The following is an 18959-nucleotide window of genomic DNA, read 5'->3' on the forward strand; positions in this document are numbered from 1 at the left end:
CTCATGCCCCACGCCATAACATTGACGGCGGCTTCCGTTGATCTGCTGATCGCCAACATGAGCGCGACCGAAGAACTCGGGCGGCTGTCCACCTTTCGTATCGAGGCGGTCAGCAAGAACGCCTCGGTCGACCTGCGTGCGCTGCTGGGTACACCGATGACGGTGACCGTGACGACGCCACAAGGGTACGTCCGGTACTACAACGGCATCGTCGCCGAGGCCGAGCAGGGCGCGTTCGTGCAAATAGAGAACGTGCGGTATGCCGTCTATGCCTTCATCGTGGTCCCTAAGCCCTGGCTGCTGCGGCAGACCTCGGACTGCCGCATCTACAAGAACAAGACGGTGCCGCAGATCGTCCGCGAGGTCTTGTCCGAGTTCGGCTACGGCGATGTTCGACTCAGCCTCACGGCGAACTATTCACCGCGTGAGTACTGCGTGCAGTACCGCGAGAGCTACTTCGACTTCATCAGCCGGCTGATGGAGCAGGAGGGCATCTACTACTACTTCACGCACGCGCCGGGAAGCCACACCATGGTGCTGGCCGACGCCCTTGGAGCTCACTCGACAGTAGCCACGTTCGAGACGATTCCTTACGCACCGCCTGCCGAGCGGGGCCACCGGATGAAGGCGTCGATAAGCGACTGGACCACCGGCCGTACCGTCAACCCGACCCGCGTGCGCCTGGACGACTACGATTACCAGCGTCCGCGTGCCTCGCTGCTGGCGACCGAGCAGGCAACGGACAGTGCCGACTCGCATGGCGTCTCGGGTTTGGAAATCTACGACTATCCCCATGGATCCGTAGGCTATGCGCAGCCTCTAGCGGACGGACAGCGTTATGCGCAGGTACGCGCCGATGCGCTGAATGTGCCCCAGGCAACCTCTTCGGGCGCCACCGACGCAGTCGGACTTACCACGGGCGCGTTGTTCCGGTTGAAGGACTTCCCGCTCGCCGAGGCGAATCAGGAGTACCTGGTAGTCGCCGCAACAACGCGCCTGGTCGAGGTCGACTACCAGGGTGGCGGCGTCGAACCGGACAAGGACGAAGCGCCCTTCACCTGTGAGTTCCGTGTGATTCGAAGCCGCCAACCCTTCCGCACGGCGCAGACGACGCCGCGGCCGGTCATAGCAGGCGTGCAGACCGCCGTGGTGTACGGGCAGACCGACGAAGACATCGAGGTCGACAGTTACGGGCGCGTCCAGGTCACGTTCTTCTGGAATCCATCGTCCAAACCCAAGGCGGACCAGTCCTGCCCCGTACGCGTCGCCTCGAGTTGGGCGGGTAAACGGTGGGGGGCACAATTCATCCCGCGTGTCGGCCAGGAGGTCGTCATTGGTTTTCACGAAGGCAATCCTGACCGTCCGCTGATCCTGGGCAGTGTCTACAACCAGGAGCACATGCCACCTTATGCGCTGCCCGAGGATCGCACGCGCAGCGGCGTGGTCAGCCGCAGCTTGCGCGGCGCATCGGGTGAGGCCAACGAGATCCGCTTCGAAGATCGCAAGGGCGCTGAGGAGCTGCTCTTCCATGCGCAGCGCGACCTTCGTCATGAGGCCGAGAACGATCACGTCTCGACGATCGACCGCGACGAGAGCGGACAGATCAAGCGTGACCGTTCGCATGAGGTCGGCCGCGACGACACACTGAAAGTGGGTCGCCGCCTGCGTATCGAAGCGGGGGAGGAGATCGAACTGGTAACCGGTCTGGCGCGCATCGTGATGAAACGCACCGGTGAGATCCAGATCATGGGCACCAGGCTCGCGCTCAACGGCGCGGCGACGATCAACATGGTTTCCGGCGGTGCGACCTCGCTTACTTCCGGCGCCGCTGTGTCCATCACGGCGGGTGCCACCGTGACCGTCAACGCCACCGCGGCCATCGCGGTGACGTCGGGCGCCGCCCTGATGCTCTCGTCCACCCTGGGTCCGGCGGTGCTGAAAGGCATGCCGCCCCTGCTGCTGTGAGCCCCATGCCCCTCACCACCACCCTGGCGGCCCGCGACATGGGGCTGGACGCGAGCGTCGCCGCGCTCCTTCACGACGAGATGACCGAGCGTGCGGCCGTCCGCGCACTGCTCGATCACGGCGACGCCGGTGCCGCGTTGCGCGTCGCCCTCCGCTTGATGCCGCGTGGCTATGTCGTGCCCTGGCTGTGCCAGTGCGTCCGCGGCGAAGCGATCGACGATGATGCCCTGGATGGCTTGCTGGTCGCCGAGGCGTGGTTGCGCGAGCGCGGTGAGCCTCGCCGGCGCGGCGCCCTGGCCTTCGCTGCCGGGCGTCACTACGTCGGCATCGGCGCGCTGGTTGCCGCGAGCGCCGCCTGGTCGGAGGGTTTCCTGCTCGATGGCGAGGGCAGGGAAGTCGCGCCTGTCGCCCCTCAGCTCATGGCCGTGGTGGCCGCGGCCGCGCTGCTCACCCTTGCATCAACGCGTCCCGACTTCGATGCGCAATGCCGCGCGTTTGTCGCCTCGGCGATGGGACTGCTTCCACCGGAGATTTCCGAATGAACTCATCCACCGCGTCGAGCCTCGTGCTCTCGATTCTCGGCGAGCACGCCGGCGATGTGTCCGAACGTACGTCGGTGCGCGTCGAGGGCCACGACCTGAGTATCGGCCGCGCCGAGCACTGCGACTGGGTGCTACAGGCCCAGGGCGTTTCGCGCCAGCATGCGGTCGTGCGCCACCTCAACGGTCTGTACTTCCTCGAGGACCGAAGCACCAATGGCATGCTGCTCAATGGCACGCCGCTGCGTGGCGGTGAGCCGGTATCGCTCAGCGACGGCGACCGCCTTCAGCTGGATACCTTCGAGATCCTGGTGACCGTGGAGGTGCCACCGCAGGTCGCCGAGGCTACCGCGCGGCGGAATCGCGAGGACACCTTGCGTACCTTGCGTGTATCGCAAAGAGAACCGTCCGTCGGTGAGCCGTTGTCGACCCCTGCACCGTCGATGACCCAGGTCGTGTCGCCGACGCTGATTCCCGGCGATGCCAGCGCCGTGGCGTCGCTGGATCCCCTGGCCTGGTTTCCTTCCGTCCCGCTATCGACCCGGGAAGGTTTGGCAGGCGTCGAACCGTCGGCGCACTGGAATCATGGGTCGCCGATGGTGGAGCACTTCGATGCGCCGCACCTGGATCCCGTTGCCGTTGAGCGCCGTGGTTCGTCGGTGCTGCCGGAAAACTGGGACCGAACCCGGAGCGTGTTCACCTTGCCCGTCATGCAGGACAGTGTGGCGTCTGCAGAGGTCGATGCTCTGCTTACACCTGAGCCTGAGCCGGTGGCTCAGCCGGTGCCGGTGCCAACGCCCGGTCCGATTTCGATTTCGGCTCCGACCCCGACTCCGACCCCGACCCCGTTACCAGCTTCGCCTTCGGCACCGGCCACTATCGAATCGCTGTTCACGCTCGTTCTCGACGGTGTAATGGACGTGTTGCGCGCGCGTGCCGAACTGAAGAACGGCTTCCGCCTGCCGGCGACGTTGATCCAGCGTCGGGAAAACAATCCACTGAAATTCGCACCCACGGGCAGCGAGGCGTTATCACGCTTGCTCGCCGCACCCAACGAGGCGTTCCTCTCGGGTGAGGCGGCGGTGGTCGATGCGATGGACGATATCCGGCTGCACCAGGTTGCCTTGTTGGCGGGTGTGCGCGCTGCCTTCGACGACCTGATTGCGCAATTCGACCCGTCGCGTTTCGAAGAGGGCCAGCCGCGTCGCGCGCGCTTCGGCTTTGCCACGGAAGCGGGTCCGTGGGAGCGCTATCGCACGCATTTCCAGGGCCTCGCCGCTGACCCCGAGCAACGTTTCCGCCGCCTTTTCGGCGACGAGTTCGCCCGGGCCTATGAAGACCAGCTGGCGCGCGCCAAGCGCGACGGCCGCTGACCGGAACCGACCATGACAGCATTCAACAAAGTGGTGTGGAGCGAGGGCTTGTTCCTTCGCCCGCAGCACATGCAGCAGCAGGATAGATACACCGAGCGCTACGTGGAACTGCGCGCGGCGACCTTGCGTCCCCACCCATGGGGATTCGACGAACTGGAGATCGAGCGCGACCTGCTCTCGATCGGCAAGCTCGGCATCCGCCGCGCGCGCGGCGTCTTTCCCGATGGCACGCCGTTTTCCATGCCCGACCGCGACCCGCTGCCGCCGCCGCTGGAGATCGATACCCATTGGCGTGACCAGGTCATCTACCTGAGCTTGCCGTTGCGCTCGCCGTCGCAGGCGGAAAGCCTCTGGCCGGGCACGCAGGTGCAGGGCCAGCTGGCGCGTTTCGCGGTGCGCGAGGTGGAAGTGAATGATGCATCGGGCAGTACGCCGGGCGTGGTGGTGCTCGAAGTCGGTGGCCTCAGTACCCGCATGACGGCCGCTTCCCAGGCGCGCGAAGGTCTGGTCGAACTTCCGCTGGCACATCTGGTGGAATGCCGCCCCGACCGCCGCGTCGTGCTCGACGACGCCTTCGTGCCCAGCGCGCTGGCCTGCCGGGCCTCCGAACGGCTGACGTTGTTCCTCACCGAACTGCTCGGCCTGCTGCACCAGCGCGGCGAAGCGTTGGCCGGTCGCGTCGGCGGTACCGACCGGACGAGCACGGCCGAGCTGGCCGACTTCCTCATGCTGCAACTGGTCAATCGCTACCAGCCCCAGGTGGCGCACCTGGCCGAGGCACCCTTGCTCCATCCCGAAGACCTTTACCGCCTGCTACTGGGCCTGGCTGGCGAAATGGCGACGTTCACCACGCCAGGCAAGCGCAGCGAGGCCTTTCCTCCCTACCGCCATGACCGCCTGCGCGAAAGCTTCGAGCCGGTGATCGCGGCGCTGCGCCTGAGCCTGAGCGCGGTGCTGGAACAGACGGCGGTTCCCGTGCCACTGCAACAACGTAAGTACGGCGTCTGGGTCGGTACCGTGGCCGATGGCAGCTTGCTCGATAGCGCGTCCTTCGTGCTGGCCGCCAAGGCCGACATCGCCTCCGCCGACATGCGTCGCCGCCTGCCTTCGCAGTCGAAGATCGGGCCGGTCGAGAAGATCCGCGACCTGGTGAACCTGCAACTGCCGGGCATCGCCGTGGCGTCGCTCGCCGTCGCACCGCGGCAGATTCCGTATCACGCGGGCTACCAGTACTTCGAACTCGATACCGCCTCGCCGATGTGGAAGACGCTGCGTACGTCCGGTGGTGTCGCACTGCATTTCGGCGACGGTTTCGACGGTCTCGCGCTGGAACTGTGGGCGGTGAGGAACTGATGCCATGAAGCATGACGACTTCGACGCATCCCAGGGCTCGGACGCCACCATCGTGCGCCCGAGTGGTGCTCGTTCGCCGGCACCGGCGCCCATGCGTGAACGCGAACCGACGCGCGACCTGAGCCGCGTGCTGCAGGAGCTGCCCTCGGCAGGCGGCAATCCTCTCGTGCGCGCGGCCAATCCGCTGCTGTTGCTCGCGGCGCAACTGCGCGACAGTACCGAGGCGCCGGACGCCGCGCTGTTGCGCGACCGCGCCATCGCCTATATCCGACGTTTCGAGGATACGGGCGCGCGCGCCGGGATTGACGCGCAGACCGCGGTCGCGGCTCGCTACGTGCTGTGCACGATGATCGACGAGGCGGTACTGGATTCGCCGTGGGGCGAGCAGACCGGCTGGAGCCGGCAGACCCTGCTGGTCACCTTCCATGGCGAAACCTACGGTGGCGAGAAGTTCTTCGTCATCCTCGATCGCCTGGCCCAGGACATGGTCCGCCACATCGATCTGGTGGAGATGATGTATCTCTGCCTCGCGCTCGGCTTCGGCGGCAAGTATCTCGTCGAGCCCGGCGGGATGGCGCGACTCGCGGATCGTCGCGAGGACGTCTTCCGGCGGATCATGGCGTATCGCACAGCGACGCCCGCAGCACTGTCGCCGCGCTGGCAGGGAGTCGATCGTCCACTGAAGCCCCGTCGTGGCGTTCCGGTCTGGATAGCGGCGCTGGCGGCGTGCTGCCTGCTCTTCGGTGTCTGGATCTTCCTGCATGCACGGCTCAACGGCATGGTGGAACCGGTGAGTGCGCGCCTGGCGGCCATCGGCCTGCGCGGCGTGCCGTTGCCTGCGGCGGTCGCGGCCAAACCGGCATCGGCCAGCCTGCGCCAGTTGCTAGCCGATGACGCGCGTGCTGGTGCGTTGTCGGTGGACGAGAAGCCGGATGGGCAAGCTACCGTTCGACTGGCGGCCACGGAGATGTTCCCCTCCGGCGGAGCCGAGGTCGCCGCAGACCAGGCTGCGTTGCTTGGGCGTGTTGCGCGAGCCCTGAACCAGGTGCGCGGTCGCGTCATCGTGGTCGGGCACACCGACGATCAGCCGATTCGCTCGCTGCGCTTCAAGGACAACTTCGAACTGTCCGCGGCGCGTGCACGCAACGTCAGTACCATGCTTTCCCACGACCTCGACGACCCGCGTCGCGTGGAGTCCAGCGGTGCGGGCTCGTCGCAGCCCATCGCCACGCCGGCGGACCTGCCCGCCAACCGAGCGCGCAACCGTCGCGTCGAGATCCTGTTCGTCCCGGAGGCCGGATGAAAAACCTGGACGATGTGTTCCGTCACGTGTGGGTATGCACGGCGATCGGCATCTTTCTCTGTGCGCTGCTGATTGGCTTCGGCGGCCCGTACCTCGGCATCGGCGAGCACCAGCCGCTGGCCGGCGTGGCTGCCCGCATCGTTGCCATCCTCGTCGTTGCCGCGATATGGATCGGTGTGGTCCTGTTACGCCAGTGGATGGCGAGGCGGCGTACCCGGCGCATGGGCGACGACATGGCCGCGCAGGACGATCTCCGACGCCAGGATGTCGAGGCGCGCACCCAGGCCGAGCGCGATGGTTTGCGCGCGCGCTTCACCGAGGCGCTTGCCTTGCTGCGCAAGCGGCACGATAACGGGGGCAACCTCGAAGCGTTGCCCTGGTACCTGTTGATCGGTGCACCGGGGTCGGGCAAGAGCACCTTGCTCGAACACTCGGGACTCGAGTTCCCTTTGCTCGGCACCACGGGCAGGCGTTCCGTAGGCGGCATAGGTGGTACGCGCCAGTGCGATTGGTGGTTCACCGACAAGGCCGTCTTCCTCGATACCGCGGGACGCTACACCACCCAGGACTCCGATCCCGGCGTCGATGCGCCGGCATGGGACGCGTTCCTGCAACTGCTGCGCCGTTACCGGCGGGGAAGGCCGCTCAACGGCGTGATCCTCACCGTCAGTGTGGCCGAGTTGCTCACGATGAACCCGGCGGAGCGTCAGCGTCACGGCGACGCGCTGCGCGAACGCGTGGACGAGATCGGCACGCGCCTCGGTATGGCATTGCCGGTATACCTGGTATTTACCAAGCTCGACCTCGTCGCCGGTTTTCTCGACCATTTCGACACGCTGGACGCGGCAGGGCGCGCGCAGGTGTGGGGCGTCACCTTTCCGGAGGATCGCAGCGTCGATGGCGGCGCTCCCGAACTGCTCGGTGGTGAGTTCGATGCCTTGCTCGAGCGGATCGATGGCGCGACCGTGGAGCGCATGCATGCCGACCGCGACGTGCGTCGGCGCGCGCGGATCCTCTCGTTTCCGCAGCAGCTCCGGCATCTCAGGGAGCTTGCACTGCCGCTTTGCACAGCCGTATTTGGCCGTCATGCCTACGGCCGCCCGCCCATCCTGCGTGGCATGTACCTCACCTCCGGCACGCAGGAAGGCACGCCGATCGATCGGGTCTTGTCGGTCGTCGGCCGTTCGTTCGGCATGCACACCGCGACGACCTCGGTGTCTCGCACACCACGCCGGACGTTCTTCGTCGAGCGCCTGCTCAGGGAGGTGATCCTGCCCGAGGCGGGATTTGCCGGCGCCGACAGGGCGGCCTTGCGTCGTCGCCGTCTTGTCGGGGCGGCCGCGATGACCGCCATCGCCGTGGTCACGGCGGGCCTGCTGGTCGGCATGTTCACCAGCGCGGCACGCAATGGCGACTTCGTCGCGAGCGTCGGCCAGATCCTGCGCGACTATCCCGACGATGCACGCACGGCGGTCCCCTCGTCGCTTCGTCAGTACGATGCGCTGGCCCTGCAGCGACTGGATGTGCTTGGGCGTGCCGAACAGCTGGCGGGACAGGTGAGTGGCGAACGCCCGCTGTCGATGCGATTCGGCTTGTTCGAAGGATCCGCGATGTTCGACCAGGTGCGCGAGGCGCACATTCGGGAAGTCAACGCGAGCGTGGTGCCGGGGCTTGCCCTGCAGTTCCGCGACGGCGTGCGCGATGCAGCCAATGATCCCCAGCGCCTCTACTATGCATTGAAGGGCTACCTGATGCTTGGCCAGCCCGAGCATCGCGATGGCAACGGCCTGGCGCTGCTGGCACGTGAGCGCTGGCGTGAGGTGTTCCCCGAGGACGACGGACTGGCCGATGCACTCGAAGGTCATTTCCGTATCCTGTTCGATGGCCGCGACGCATTGCGCACGTTCCCTCTGGATCCCGCACTGGTCGACGCCGCGCGAGCTTCACTTCGCGCCGCAGATCTCGCGACGCTGATCTACGGTGGACTGAAGCTCGATAGTGACTCACGCCAGGATGCGCCCGTGCGGCTCGACCGCACGCTTGGGCTGCTCGGCACGGTGTTTCGTCGGCGCAGCGGTGCACCGTTGTCGAAGCCGCTGCCGGCCTTGTACACACGGCCCGTCTTTGCCGCCATGGTGGAAGAGGGCGGGACCTCGGGAATCGCGGCGCGCGGCGGTATCGCCACGGCGGTGGACGCCTTCGCCAAGGATGACTGGGTCTTTGGCGTGAAAGTGAACGATCCGGTCCGCCGCGCCTCGCTCGCGGCGCAGGTGAGGACACTCTATGTGGCCGATTACATCCGCGCGTGGGACGAGCTCATCGGTGACCTGCAATTGCAGCCGGTGGGCAACGTGCAGGAAGCCAGCGGCGTCGCCGCACGGCTTGCCGGTGCAGGTTCGCCGTTGAAGGCTTTGCTCGCGCTGGTTCGTGACAACACCACGGATCTGCTGCGACAAACACCGTCGGATGGCACCGATCGTGTCGCTGCCGCTGCGGAGCGGCGTGTGGCCGACCGGGTGAAGGGTCGTAGCGAGATCGCCCGCCTGGTCGCCGAAGGCAATACGCCAACGGCAGGCATTACCACGCAGCGCCCGGACGCACCGATCGTCGAGCACTTCGCCACGCTCAACCAGTTGACTGACGGCTCACCGGGCGCGACGCCACTGGATCGCGTGCTCAGCGTGCTGGACCAGATGAGCAAGACGCTGCTGACGCTGCGGCCCGGCGCGGATAGCCTAGGTCAGCCGGATCCTGCCCTGGCCATCGCGCGGCAGGAGGCAGGGCAATTGCCACCTCCGCTTTCAACCTGGCTGGGTAGCCTTGTCGGTACGAGCCAGTCGCTGGTCAGCAAGGGTGCGGATGGCGCGCTCGCCGACGGATTTCGTCAGGCGGCGGGTAGCGACTGCTCGCGCTTCGTCCAGGGGCGCTACCCGTTCACATCGGAAAGCCGCTCGGACATCCCCTTGCAGAACTTCGCCGACCTGTTCGGCCACGGTGGCCGCTTCGATGGATTCTTCAAACAGGTCCTTTCGAAATCGGTGGATACCAGCGGTAGCACGTGGACCTTCCGCGATGCCGACGGTGTGCGTTCGGGTGGCGCGGTGCTCGCACAGGCCCAGCTCGCCGACGCGATTCGACAGGCCTATTTCCGCGACGGTCCTGCGCCGCAAGTGGGCTTCACGTTGTCGATCACCACGCCTCCGCCGGGCATCGGTCGTTTGCTCATCGAGATCGACGGGCAGCGCTTCGAGTACAAGGCCGGCGAAACCAGTACGCCGGTAACCATGCGCTGGCCGGGCCCGACGCCGGGGACCACGCGGATAAGCGCGTGGGACAGCGCCGGCAATCCGCTGCCCACGCTGGATTATCCGGGCGAGTGGGGCTGGTTCCACGCGCTGGACGCGGCGTCGCTGCAGCGGCGCACCGAGACCCGCTTCGGGGCGAACTTCGGTTTCGGTGCGGTACGCGCGACCGTGGACATCGAGGCATCCAGCCTGCACAACCCGTTCGGTGATACCAGCGTGCGCCGTTTCCGGTGTCCGGCATGAACCGCATACTGGTGGGATTCCACGGCAAGCTGCCGAACGTCGGTGACTTCGTGCAGCGCCGCTTGCCGGCCAGTTTTGTCGATCGGTGGGACGCGGCAATGCAGTCCGCCCTGGCGAAGGCGTCCGCCGTTGTCGGCGAGTCATGGCGGGAGGTGTTCCTCGCCTCGCCACCTTGGCGCTTCGCCTTGACCACGCAGGTTTGTGGTCACCTTCCCTGGGTGGGCGTGGTGGTGCCGTCGTTCGACCGGGTAGGCAGGGTCTATCCGCTGGTCCTGGCGGTCTCGCCACCGCGCAGCGCGGACGGCTGGCCACACATGCCGGCTAACGCGTGGTTCGACACGCTCGCCACCGCCGCATCGCGCACACGCGATGGCATGGACGTCACCATGTTCGATGCCCTGGTGGCGATGTTGCCGGACCCGGCACGGTCGCCGCCGCAGAGCCTGCCTCCCATTGTCGGCCTCAGCACCCGAAGCCTGTGGTGGCAGGGTGACCAGCCTGCCGATGGCATCGCCTTGACCGGAATGCCCGATGCCGCCGACTACCTTCGCCTGCTCGGCGTCGAAATCGACGAGGAACCCGCGTGAATCCGCCCTATCTTTCCGCCGGTCGTACCGAGACCGGCCACGTACGTCGCCACAACGAAGACGCAATCCTCGTCGCTGACGTGACCGGCCTCTGGGCCGTCGCCGATGGCCTCGGCGGGCACGCCGCGGGCGATGTCGCCAGCGCGCTGATCGTCGAGCAGCTTGGCTCGATGCGATTGTCCACGGATATCACCGAGACGATGGACGCGATCGAGGATGAGCTTCTGCGGATCAATCACCGTCTTCGAACCATCGCGCGTGAGCGCCGGGCTGACGCCGTCGCCTCGACGGTCGTCGTGCTGGTACATACCCGGGATCTCGTGGCGGTGGGCTGGGTCGGCGACAGTCGCGCCTATGTCTTCGAAGACGGCCGGCTGCAGCAGGTGACGCAGGACCACGTCCACGGCGACCGCAGTGACGAGACGCGATTCGGCGGCGGCAACGCTCGTGCGCCAGCTGGCGTGCTTACACGCGCCGTCGGCGCCGAGGATCGCCTTTACGTCGATTGGGTGGTCCGCGCGCGCCGGCCGGGAACGTGCTTCGTGCTGTGTTCCGACGGCATCAACAAGGAACTCAGCGACGCCGATATCGAACTCCATTGCCGACGCCATGCGGACCCGCAGGCGCTGATCGACGCGCTGGTGGGTATGGCGCTCGATCGCGCGGGGCGGGACAACGTGTCGGCGGTCGCCGTGAGGCTGGACCCTTTTCTGGAAGTGCACTCATGAAACCATCCGACGACGAAGCAACCCGCGTACTGCCGGTGCAAGCGGCCGATAGCGACGCCACCGTGTTCAAGCCATTGCATGCGCAGGCCGGGGAGGGCACCGCCACCGGCTCGGCATCACAGGGCACCGGCGACAGCTGGCGACACATGGCCGACCTTGCGCAGGGCGAACACATCGGCGTAGGCAGCCTGCTCAAGGAGCGGTTCTTCATGGAGCGAGAGCTCGGTCGTGGCGGCATGGGCGTGGTGTACCTCGCCCGCGACGAGCGCAAGGTGGAAGCACGTGACCGCGATCCCTACGTGGCCGTCAAGGTGCTCAACGACGAGTTCCGCAAGCATCCGGACGCGCTGATCGCCCTGCAGCGGGAATCGCGACGCGCGCAACACCTGGGTAACGACCACATCGTTCGCGTGTACGACTTCGACAAGGACGGCACCAACGTCTTCATGACGATGGAGTACGTCGAAGGCCAGGATCTGCGCACGATCATTCGCACGAAGGCGCGCGACGGCATGGCCTTCGACGAGGCGTGGCCGTTGATCGCGGACATGGGCGAGGCACTCGTGCGCGCGCATGCGGCGGGTATCGTCCACTCGGATTTCAAGCCTGGCAATGTCATGGTCACTCCGTCGGGCATGGCGAAAGTCTTCGACTTCGGCATTGCCCGGGCGGGCAAGATCGGCGCGGAGCACCGGGACGACCGCACGGTGTTCGATGCCGGCACGCTCGGGGCCATGACCCCTGCTTACGCCAGCCTGGAGATGCTGCAGGGGAAGGCGCCGACACCATCGGACGATATTTACGCATTCGCCTGCGTGGTATTCGAATTGCTGACAGGACGCCACCCCTTTGACAAGCAGAATGCCGAGGAAGCGCTGGCCGCGGGTCGTCGCCCACCCGCCGTGCCGGGGCTCGACAAGCGTCAGTACCGTGCACTCGTCGACGCGATAGCCTTCACCGCCGACAAGCGCAGCGGCGACATAAGCGTCGTGATGGCCGGATTGCGCAAGCGACGCCTGCGCGAGCGTGCAACACCGTGGCTGCTGGCGACCGCCGGGCTGATGGTGCTCGTCGTTGCCGCCACGTGGTTCGGGTCATTGCAGGCCGAGCGGCGCCATACGGCGGATACGCTGCGCCGCTTCGCGCCTGCACAGGTGGACGGTTTCCGTAGCGAGGACGATGTCCGCAACGCCCTCGCAGCACTCGACAATGATGAAAGGCGGCATGTCGTGGTCGACGGCGCGGATGCCATCGACGGCTTCCTGGTTCGCCTGGTGGCGTCGCGTTGGGATCCCGCGCACGACCACTATGACTACGCCGGCGCCCAGAAGGTGTTTACCCTGCGCGCGGAACTGAAGACCTTCGCGCCGAAGCTCGATCGTCGCCGCGAGGAAGTCGCGCACGAACGCGACGAAGCGCTCAACCACCTCGACACGCGACTGAGCCAGGCCATCCTGGCCAATCGGCTCACCGGAAACGGCGCCGATGACGTACCCGCGATCCTGGCGACGATTCGTGCGATCGATCCCTCCAGCCGTCTGCTGGCAAACCCGGAGTTGAAGCTGAAGCTGGCCGATGCCGCGAGTACCGTCGCGACGCCGGCCGACCATTCCCCGGCCGAGATGCAGGAAGCGGAAAGGGCGGCGCGCCTGGAATCGCTGCGCCAGGCGTCCGCCGCCGGCGATTTCGGCAAGGCGCTGGATAGCTACAACCAGCTGCGCGGCACGGACGGCGGTGCACCGGTATCGACCGACGAACCGGCCAACCTGCTCGCACGTGCTGCCCTCGACGCGGCGCGTGCGGCTTGCGGTGCCGGACACTGGAAGGAGGCTTCGGACACGGTCGCCGCGGGAATTGCCGCAACCGGCGACCGGCCGGACCTGGCCGCCGCCAATACGCGCTATCAGTTGGCACTGGCCGTGATGACGGCAGCCAAGGGACCGGCCGTTTCGGTCGCCGACCAGGAGGCGCTACGCAAGCAGCTGGATGCGGTGAAGGCTACCGACCCCGATGGGCTCAAGGAACTCGAGGCCGCCATGAGATCCTCGAAGGCCCTGCCGGAAGGTTCCCTTGCGAACGTGGTGAGTCGGCTGCGTTCGACACCGGTCGCCGCGCCCCGCGTCGACCCTTGTGCGCGACGCGGCCTGGCAGGTAGTTCGCGGGAATGCTTCGACACGTTCTCAGCCGGTGCACATGGACCCGCCCTGGTCGTCATCCCACATGGTCGCAAGCCTTTCGCGATGACCCGGACGGAGATCACCGTCGCCGACCTGGACCAGTACTGCCGTGCAACGCGCACCTGCGCGATCACCCGCGGCCAGGTGCCGACCCAGCCGGCACGTTCGATTCCCGTCGCGTTCGCACGTCGTTACGCCGCCTGGTTGTCCCAGGTCAGCAGTTACAGCTATCGCTTGCCGACGGACGACGAATGGATGCTGGCCGCACGCGCGGGAAGCGACTGGGACAGCAAGGATGCAACCTGCGGCACCGCATCGACCGGGCTCGGGCGCTTCGTCCGCGGTGACGAGTGGAGCAGCAAGAGCGTGACCAACCCCTGGGGTCTGGTCGACATGGTCGGCGGCATCTGGGAATGGACGACCAAGGGTGCGGACCTCGCCGTTCGAGGCGGAAGCTACCGCAGCGGGCCCGACGCCTGCTCCGTCACGAGCATGCACGCGAGCGACGGCTCCGCCGAGCGCGATGTCGGTTTCCGCCTGGTGAGGGACATCGAATGATGGCGTGGGAAACGAAGGTGAACCGTGAGTTGGAGTATCTGAACGACGCCCACAGCGCGGCACGCATGGGCACGCCCGAGTATCGGCAGCGTCGTCGGGCCTTACTGCAGGCCGCGCTGCTTGCCGAAGGCGCGGCCTCGCACACGCTGCGGCGTCCCGCCGGTGGCCGTGCACTTGCCGGTGGCGAGGCGCCAGGCCGTGCGCTGCCGATGCGGCGTGCCGTTACGGCCACCGCGCCACGCGCCTTGGGCGCTCTGCCATGGTGCCTGGGCGGCGGTGTGGTGATCGCCGGGCTGCTTGCCTGGATGTTGCTGCGTTAGCCCGGATTGTCGTCGCCGGATAACTGCTGGAACTCGGACAGGCCACCTGGTGCAAGAGTCCGCAACAGCTCGGCAAAACTCAGGCCGACGAGGCGGCTGGCACGACGTAGCAGGGGTGGGACCGGGCTCGATGGTTCGTTTCGCGCATACCACGCGCAGATTTCGTCGAGCATGCGCCGCACATCGTCGGTATCGCGAACGCCTCGTCGTGCCTCGGTGGGCGCGCCGACGCCGGGCTCGCCCCGCTCGTCGCGTGCCTGGGCCTGGTCATCGGCGACGAGCGCCTGTGGTGCGCGGATCGCCAGCTGCGTGCGCAGGAAAGCATCCACGTCGCGCAGATCGCGCTCGAGTGTGTCGAGGTCCGGTCCCATACCCGGCGTGCGTTCGTCGAACTGATGACCGATCGAGCGGACGTGCACCAACGCGGCGGTGATCGCCGCCCCGGTGGACACCAGAAGGTCGACATCGACGTGCTGGACGACGGCGTCCACGATCTCCTGGGAGACCGGCGTCGCGTCGGAGGTGCCGTCGGCGGACTTGATCGTTCCATTGAGCACACGCAGGTCGCGCAGGGAGAAAGCGCCGATGCGCTCGGCACGCAGCAGCGGTACGCTGCGAAGGTAGCCCACGGTGCCGTCGATCGCCGCGAGTGCGGCCAGTGCGTTGATCCGTTCGACCGGATCGCCCCCGTCGACGCGGGGATGCACATCGTCCCAGTAATGGGTAAGCAGGTCCGCGACGAGCCCCACCGTGGCACTCCAGGAAGCGAAGCCCTCGGTCTTCAGCCGCGCGTTGCCCCAATGGATGGCCACGCGCAGATCACGCGTACGCTCGGCTACCTGCTCGGCTTGGCGGGCGACCTCACGCCAGTCGGGTTCCTCGGCCTGCTTCACCGTATCGCCTATCGCGCGTTCGGTACCTGGCGCCGCGAGGCTCTCCAGGGCGAGAAACGCCGGGTCGTATTCCAGGTTCGGCCCGCATGGCGCGCTCTCATCGATCGGATCGAGAAATCGGTCAATGGTATCCATCAAAGTACGAGGTCCAGTAAGGGGGAGGGGACAGCGGGGGCGTGCGTGTGTCGTGTCGGCCGCAGCCCGCTGCTGATCCGGACCAGCTCGTCACGCAACCATCGATGCGCGGGCTGTTTGTCCAGTCGACTGTGCCAGGCCATCGCCAGCGACATGTCCGGCTGGTTAAAGGGCAGGGCGAAAGGCTCCACGCCGGGGCCCACGGCCTGGATCATGCTCTGCGGGAGCGTACAGACAAGGTCGGTCGTGTTCAGGAGCGAGCCGATCGTGTCGCCGTAGGGCGCGGAAACCAGCACGTCCCTCGTCCGGCCCAGCTCCTTCAGACGGATGTCCATCAAGCCGTCCATGCGTCCGGATGAGGAAACGACAAGGTGTCCCAGCGAGCAATACTCGTCGATGGTCAGCTCGAAGTTACCTCGCGGGTGGCCGATACGCTGCAGCATCACGAATTCGTCCGCCAACAGCGCTCGCATCTTCAATGACGGCGGTACCTGCTCGGTCGGTACGAGGAGGATGTCGAGCTCGCCGTTCTCGAACTGGCCGAGCACGTCCGCATCTTCGCTGCCGCTGGGGAAGGCCAGCCGCAGCTGGCGGTTATCCTTGTCATGGAACGAGCGGATCAGGGGGCGGGCGAAGGTGCTGATGGCGCTGAACGAGCCGCCGACGCGAAACATGGCGGTATCCCGCGTGGGATCGAACGAATTGACCGGATCGGCCAGGGTGCCAAGTTGTGCGAGCGCGTCCCGGAGTGAGACGGCCATCTCTTCCGCCTTGGGCGTCGGCACCATGCCGCGCCCGGTTTCGGACGGAATAAGCAGGGGATCCTTGAACAGGCGGCGAAGCCGGGCTAGCTGGGCCGATAACGCGGGTTGACTGACATGTAGCCTGGAGGCCGCGCGTGTGACATTGCGTTCTTCCAAAAGCATATCGAGCGAGACGAGCAGAGGAAGGTCACTCGGTTTCAGATTCATGTCTACTGCTTGATTGCGCTCGTGGGGGACGGCGCGGGCTGCCACATACCTCTTCGATTCTAGGCTGATTCGAAGGCTGCGCGTCAAAAAAATGACGTGCCGGATGCATTTCGTGACCTGTGTCGCAATTGCTTGCGCACGTCGGTTCTAACGCGCGCTAATCCCTCAAAAGGGTGATGCGTCGGCAGTATCCGGGGCGTTGGTTGATTTCAAGGCGTCCGTATGGTCACCTCCGTGGGACCGGCTGTCGCTGACTCGTTTCTCTGGGGCTTGACGAAAGAATGATTCGTAAACACTGCAGGGGTTGGATAGCGACTGGCCTGTCGGTACTTTTTTTCGTATCGGCGTGTTGCCAGGCCCAGGTAGCGTCCCGCCCTGAAGTCACCGAATGGACCTGGGAAGTCAGGCCCGACCAGGTCGATCAAAAGCTGCCGAACGTTCTTCTGGTGGGCGACTCCATAACTCGCAACTACTTCCCGGAAGTGCAGCATGAGCTCAGTGGCAGAGCGAATGTCTACCTGTTTGCTGCGTCGACCAGCCTGGGAGATCCACGGCTGGATGCGCAGTTGAACGAGTTCGCCGCGTTGCAGGGTGTGACATTCAGCGTGGTCCATTTCAATAATGGGATGCACGGCTGGGCGTATACCGAGAAGGAGTACGCGGCATCCTTCCCTGGCTATGTCGCGACACTTCGGAAGATTGCCTCCGGTGCCCGTTTTATCTGGGCGTCCACGACTCCGGTCAGAAAAGACGGTTCGCCTGGCCCCACGAATGCGCGTATCAAGGTGAGGAATGCCCAGGCGCTGCAGATCGTGAATCGCGAGTCGATCCTCATTGACGACCAATATGCGCTGATGCTGCGTTATCCGAATCTCTATATGGATGATGTCCACTTCAACCCCGAAGGGTCGACGGTACAAGGCAGGCAAGTGGCCAACGCGATCGGGAAATACCTCCCTGGGGGGTGTTACCGATGTTCCATGCCCTGAAATGTGATATGAGTCACATCAGGGTGGAATTGCTTTGCCGGAAAAGCGACGATGCGCGCCATGCTCGGCCAATCTGCGGCGTTCCTGGCGGCTCGTGAACAATGTCGCCGCTATGCCGCATGCGATGTGACGGTGCTCGTCGAAGGCGAAACCGGCACGGGCAAGGAGTTGGCTGCACGCGAGATCCACTACGCAAGCTATCGGTGTGACTGTCCCTTTGTCCCGGTGAACTGCGGCGCCTTGCCCGACAATCTGATCGAGAACGAGCTGTTCGGCCACGAGCGCGGGGCCTATACCGATGCAAAATGTGCTCAGCCTGGCCTGATCGATCACGCTCGCGGCGGTACCTTGTTTCTCGACGAAGTCGACTCGCTCTCTCCCAAAGCCCAGGTCACGTTGCTGCGCTTCCTGGAGAACAACGAGTTCCGCCCGATCGGCGGCGGCAGCTCACGGGTTTCCAATGCGCGAGTCATCGCGGCGACCAATCGCAGCCTGCACCAATGCGTGGCGGACGGCGAGTTTCGCCAGGATCTGGAGTACCGCCTGAACGCGCTGTCCGTCAGGCTACCGCCCTTACGCGAGCGGGATGGTGATGTACCGCTGCTCGCCGCGCATTTCCTCCACCAAGCGGCACAGCGGCTCGATGGCCCCGGCAAGACCTGGACGGACGAAGCCATGCAGATGCTTTGCGCCTACCCGTGGCCGGGCAACGTGCGGGAGGTCGAAAACGTGGCGTTGCGTGCATACATGCGCACCGATCAGTCGGTGGTGGATATTTCGGCGATCGCCGAGCTGGTCGACATCGTCTGCGACTGCGAGATCGAGGCGTCCGACGACCGTGCAGCCGAACCGATGGACATGCGCTATCTGGTGGCGAAGGGTCACGCCATGGTCGCCTTCGAGCGCCACTACCTCACGCGGCTGATGACACGCACCAGCGGTAACGTCAGTTCGGCAGCCCGCCTCTCCGGCACCGAGCGCAGGCAACTGGGCAAGCTGCTGAAGAAGCACGGCATAGATACGCAGCGCTTCCGCGCGCAGCCGTAACCGCCTCGCTGGCGTTCGAGTGGGTGCAGGCAGACCCACTTTTCGCTGAATCCGGGTCAAAGATGACCCGGGAGTCTGGCTGTCAGACCTCGCCAGAGCCCCATCTGATCGCATTTTCCTGCGCTCCACCCGTGGCATGCGACTTGCGTCGCCACGACGGACTGTGGAGACGCCCGTGGTCGAGAGCAAAGCCAGCGACGAGGCAGGCAGGAACGAGGTGGCGAGTGCCGTGCTCACCTACCTGCAACGTCATCCGAATGCTGCCGACACCCTCGATGGCATCGTGACCTGGTGGCTTCCACAACAGCGTTACGAGACAGAGCGGCAGCACATCAAACGAACGCTTGGCGAGATGGTGGAGCGTGGGGAGCTTCGCCGCGACCGCCTGCCTGATGGCGCCGTGCTTTACGCGCTCAATCATCCCGGACGCAAGCCACCGGGATGATGCTCGAACCCGGCCATACACGAGGAAA

15 protein-coding genes are annotated in these 18959 nt (G+C 65.8%); 13 read left to right on the forward strand and 2 right to left on the reverse strand.

Annotated features, from left to right (window positions below):
* The first annotated feature begins 3 nt into the window (after window positions 1-3).
* The 10 genes from tssI to C8J98_RS05000 are packed head-to-tail and all read left to right on the forward strand — an operon-like array spanning window position 4 to window position 14451.
* Entirely contained in the window at window positions 4-1965 is a 1962-nt protein-coding gene (gene tssI / locus C8J98_RS04955) for a type VI secretion system tip protein TssI/VgrG (protein ID WP_107911508.1), read from the forward strand.
* A gap of 5 nt (window positions 1966-1970) precedes the next feature.
* A complete protein-coding gene (locus C8J98_RS04960; RefSeq protein WP_107911510.1) occupies window positions 1971-2507 on the forward strand; it encodes a hypothetical protein in 537 nt (178 codons plus the stop codon).
* On the forward strand, window positions 2504-3877 hold the full coding sequence (gene tagH, locus C8J98_RS04965; RefSeq protein ID WP_107911512.1) for a type VI secretion system-associated FHA domain protein TagH: 1374 nt from the start codon (window positions 2504-2506) through the stop codon (window positions 3875-3877). The genes C8J98_RS04960 and tagH overlap by 4 nt, the downstream gene beginning before the upstream one ends.
* 12 nt (window positions 3878-3889) lie before the next feature.
* Window positions 3890-5230, forward strand: a complete 1341-nt coding sequence (gene tssK / locus C8J98_RS04970) for a type VI secretion system baseplate subunit TssK (RefSeq protein WP_107911514.1) — start codon at window positions 3890-3892, stop codon at window positions 5228-5230.
* A gap of 4 nt (window positions 5231-5234) precedes the next feature.
* Window positions 5235-6533 carry a type IVB secretion system protein IcmH/DotU gene (icmH, locus tag C8J98_RS04975; protein ID WP_107911516.1) on the forward strand — a complete coding sequence of 433 codons (1299 nt, stop codon included), beginning with the start codon at window positions 5235-5237 and terminating at the stop codon, window positions 6531-6533.
* Window positions 6530-10081, forward strand: coding sequence for a type VI secretion system membrane subunit TssM (gene tssM / locus C8J98_RS04980; RefSeq protein WP_107911518.1), 3552 nt, complete (start codon window positions 6530-6532; stop codon window positions 10079-10081). Before icmH ends, tssM begins: the two co-directional genes overlap by 4 nt.
* Entirely contained in the window at window positions 10078-10668 is a 591-nt protein-coding gene (tagF, locus tag C8J98_RS04985) for a type VI secretion system-associated protein TagF (protein ID WP_107911520.1), read from the forward strand. Before tssM ends, tagF begins: the two co-directional genes overlap by 4 nt.
* Window positions 10665-11396, forward strand: a complete 732-nt coding sequence (locus C8J98_RS04990) for a PP2C family serine/threonine-protein phosphatase (protein WP_107911522.1) — start codon at window positions 10665-10667, stop codon at window positions 11394-11396. The genes tagF and C8J98_RS04990 overlap by 4 nt, the downstream gene beginning before the upstream one ends.
* A complete protein-coding gene (locus C8J98_RS04995; protein WP_107911524.1) occupies window positions 11393-14131 on the forward strand; it encodes a bifunctional serine/threonine-protein kinase/formylglycine-generating enzyme family protein in 2739 nt (912 codons plus the stop codon). The genes C8J98_RS04990 and C8J98_RS04995 overlap by 4 nt, the downstream gene beginning before the upstream one ends.
* A 17-nt stretch (window positions 14132-14148) precedes the next feature.
* Complete coding sequence (locus tag C8J98_RS05000) at window positions 14149-14451, forward strand: hypothetical protein (protein WP_146171536.1); 303 nt, start codon at window positions 14149-14151, stop codon at window positions 14449-14451.
* Here C8J98_RS05000 and tssA read toward each other — a convergent pair.
* Together tssA and C8J98_RS05010 are read right to left on the reverse strand one after the other, a co-directional pair.
* Window positions 14448-15479, reverse strand: coding sequence for a type VI secretion system protein TssA (gene tssA / locus C8J98_RS05005; RefSeq protein ID WP_107911528.1), 1032 nt, complete (start codon window positions 15477-15479; stop codon window positions 14448-14450). The two genes, C8J98_RS05000 and tssA, sit on opposite strands and share 4 nt — an antisense overlap.
* A complete protein-coding gene (locus C8J98_RS05010) occupies window positions 15479-16495 on the reverse strand; it encodes a LysR family transcriptional regulator (RefSeq protein ID WP_146171538.1) in 1017 nt (338 codons plus the stop codon). The genes tssA and C8J98_RS05010 overlap by 1 nt, the downstream gene beginning before the upstream one ends.
* A 236-nt stretch (window positions 16496-16731) precedes the next feature.
* Between C8J98_RS05010 and C8J98_RS05015 the strand changes: the two genes are divergently transcribed.
* From C8J98_RS05015 to C8J98_RS05025, 3 genes are all read left to right on the forward strand, one after another.
* Complete coding sequence (locus C8J98_RS05015; protein WP_107911532.1) at window positions 16732-17439, forward strand: SGNH/GDSL hydrolase family protein; 708 nt, start codon at window positions 16732-16734, stop codon at window positions 17437-17439.
* 51 nt (window positions 17440-17490) lie between these two features.
* On the forward strand, window positions 17491-18486 hold the full coding sequence (locus C8J98_RS05020; protein ID WP_233260114.1) for a sigma-54 dependent transcriptional regulator: 996 nt from the start codon (window positions 17491-17493) through the stop codon (window positions 18484-18486).
* Window positions 18487-18661: 175 nt separating this feature from the next.
* A complete protein-coding gene (locus tag C8J98_RS05025) occupies window positions 18662-18931 on the forward strand; it encodes a hypothetical protein (protein WP_107911534.1) in 270 nt (89 codons plus the stop codon).
* The last annotated feature ends 28 nt before the right edge of the window (window positions 18932-18959 follow it).

Source organism: Luteibacter sp. OK325, assembly GCF_003050935.1.
Lineage (GTDB): Bacteria > Pseudomonadota > Gammaproteobacteria > Xanthomonadales > Rhodanobacteraceae > Luteibacter.

Bases quoted from the DNA above. Each gene is read 5' to 3' on its own strand.
- tssI (WP_107911508.1), top strand. From the start codon at position 4: ATGCCCCACGCCATAACATTGACGGCGGCTTCCGTTGATCTGCTGATC.
- C8J98_RS04960 (WP_107911510.1), top strand. From the start codon at position 1,971: ATGCCCCTCACCACCACCCTGGCGGCCCGCGACATGGGGCTGGACGCG.
- tagH (WP_107911512.1), top strand. From the start codon at position 2,504: ATGAACTCATCCACCGCGTCGAGCCTCGTGCTCTCGATTCTCGGCGAG.
- tssK (WP_107911514.1), top strand. From the start codon at position 3,890: ATGACAGCATTCAACAAAGTGGTGTGGAGCGAGGGCTTGTTCCTTCGC.
- icmH (WP_107911516.1), top strand. From the start codon at position 5,235: ATGAAGCATGACGACTTCGACGCATCCCAGGGCTCGGACGCCACCATC.
- tssM (WP_107911518.1), top strand. From the start codon at position 6,530: ATGAAAAACCTGGACGATGTGTTCCGTCACGTGTGGGTATGCACGGCG.
- tagF (WP_107911520.1), top strand. From the start codon at position 10,078: ATGAACCGCATACTGGTGGGATTCCACGGCAAGCTGCCGAACGTCGGT.
- C8J98_RS04995 (WP_107911524.1), top strand. From the start codon at position 11,393: ATGAAACCATCCGACGACGAAGCAACCCGCGTACTGCCGGTGCAAGCG.
- tssA (WP_107911528.1), bottom strand. From the start codon at position 15,479: ATGGATACCATTGACCGATTTCTCGATCCGATCGATGAGAGCGCGCCA.
- C8J98_RS05015 (WP_107911532.1), top strand. From the start codon at position 16,732: ATGATTCGTAAACACTGCAGGGGTTGGATAGCGACTGGCCTGTCGGTA.
- C8J98_RS05020 (WP_233260114.1), top strand. From the start codon at position 17,491: ATGCGCGCCATGCTCGGCCAATCTGCGGCGTTCCTGGCGGCTCGTGAA.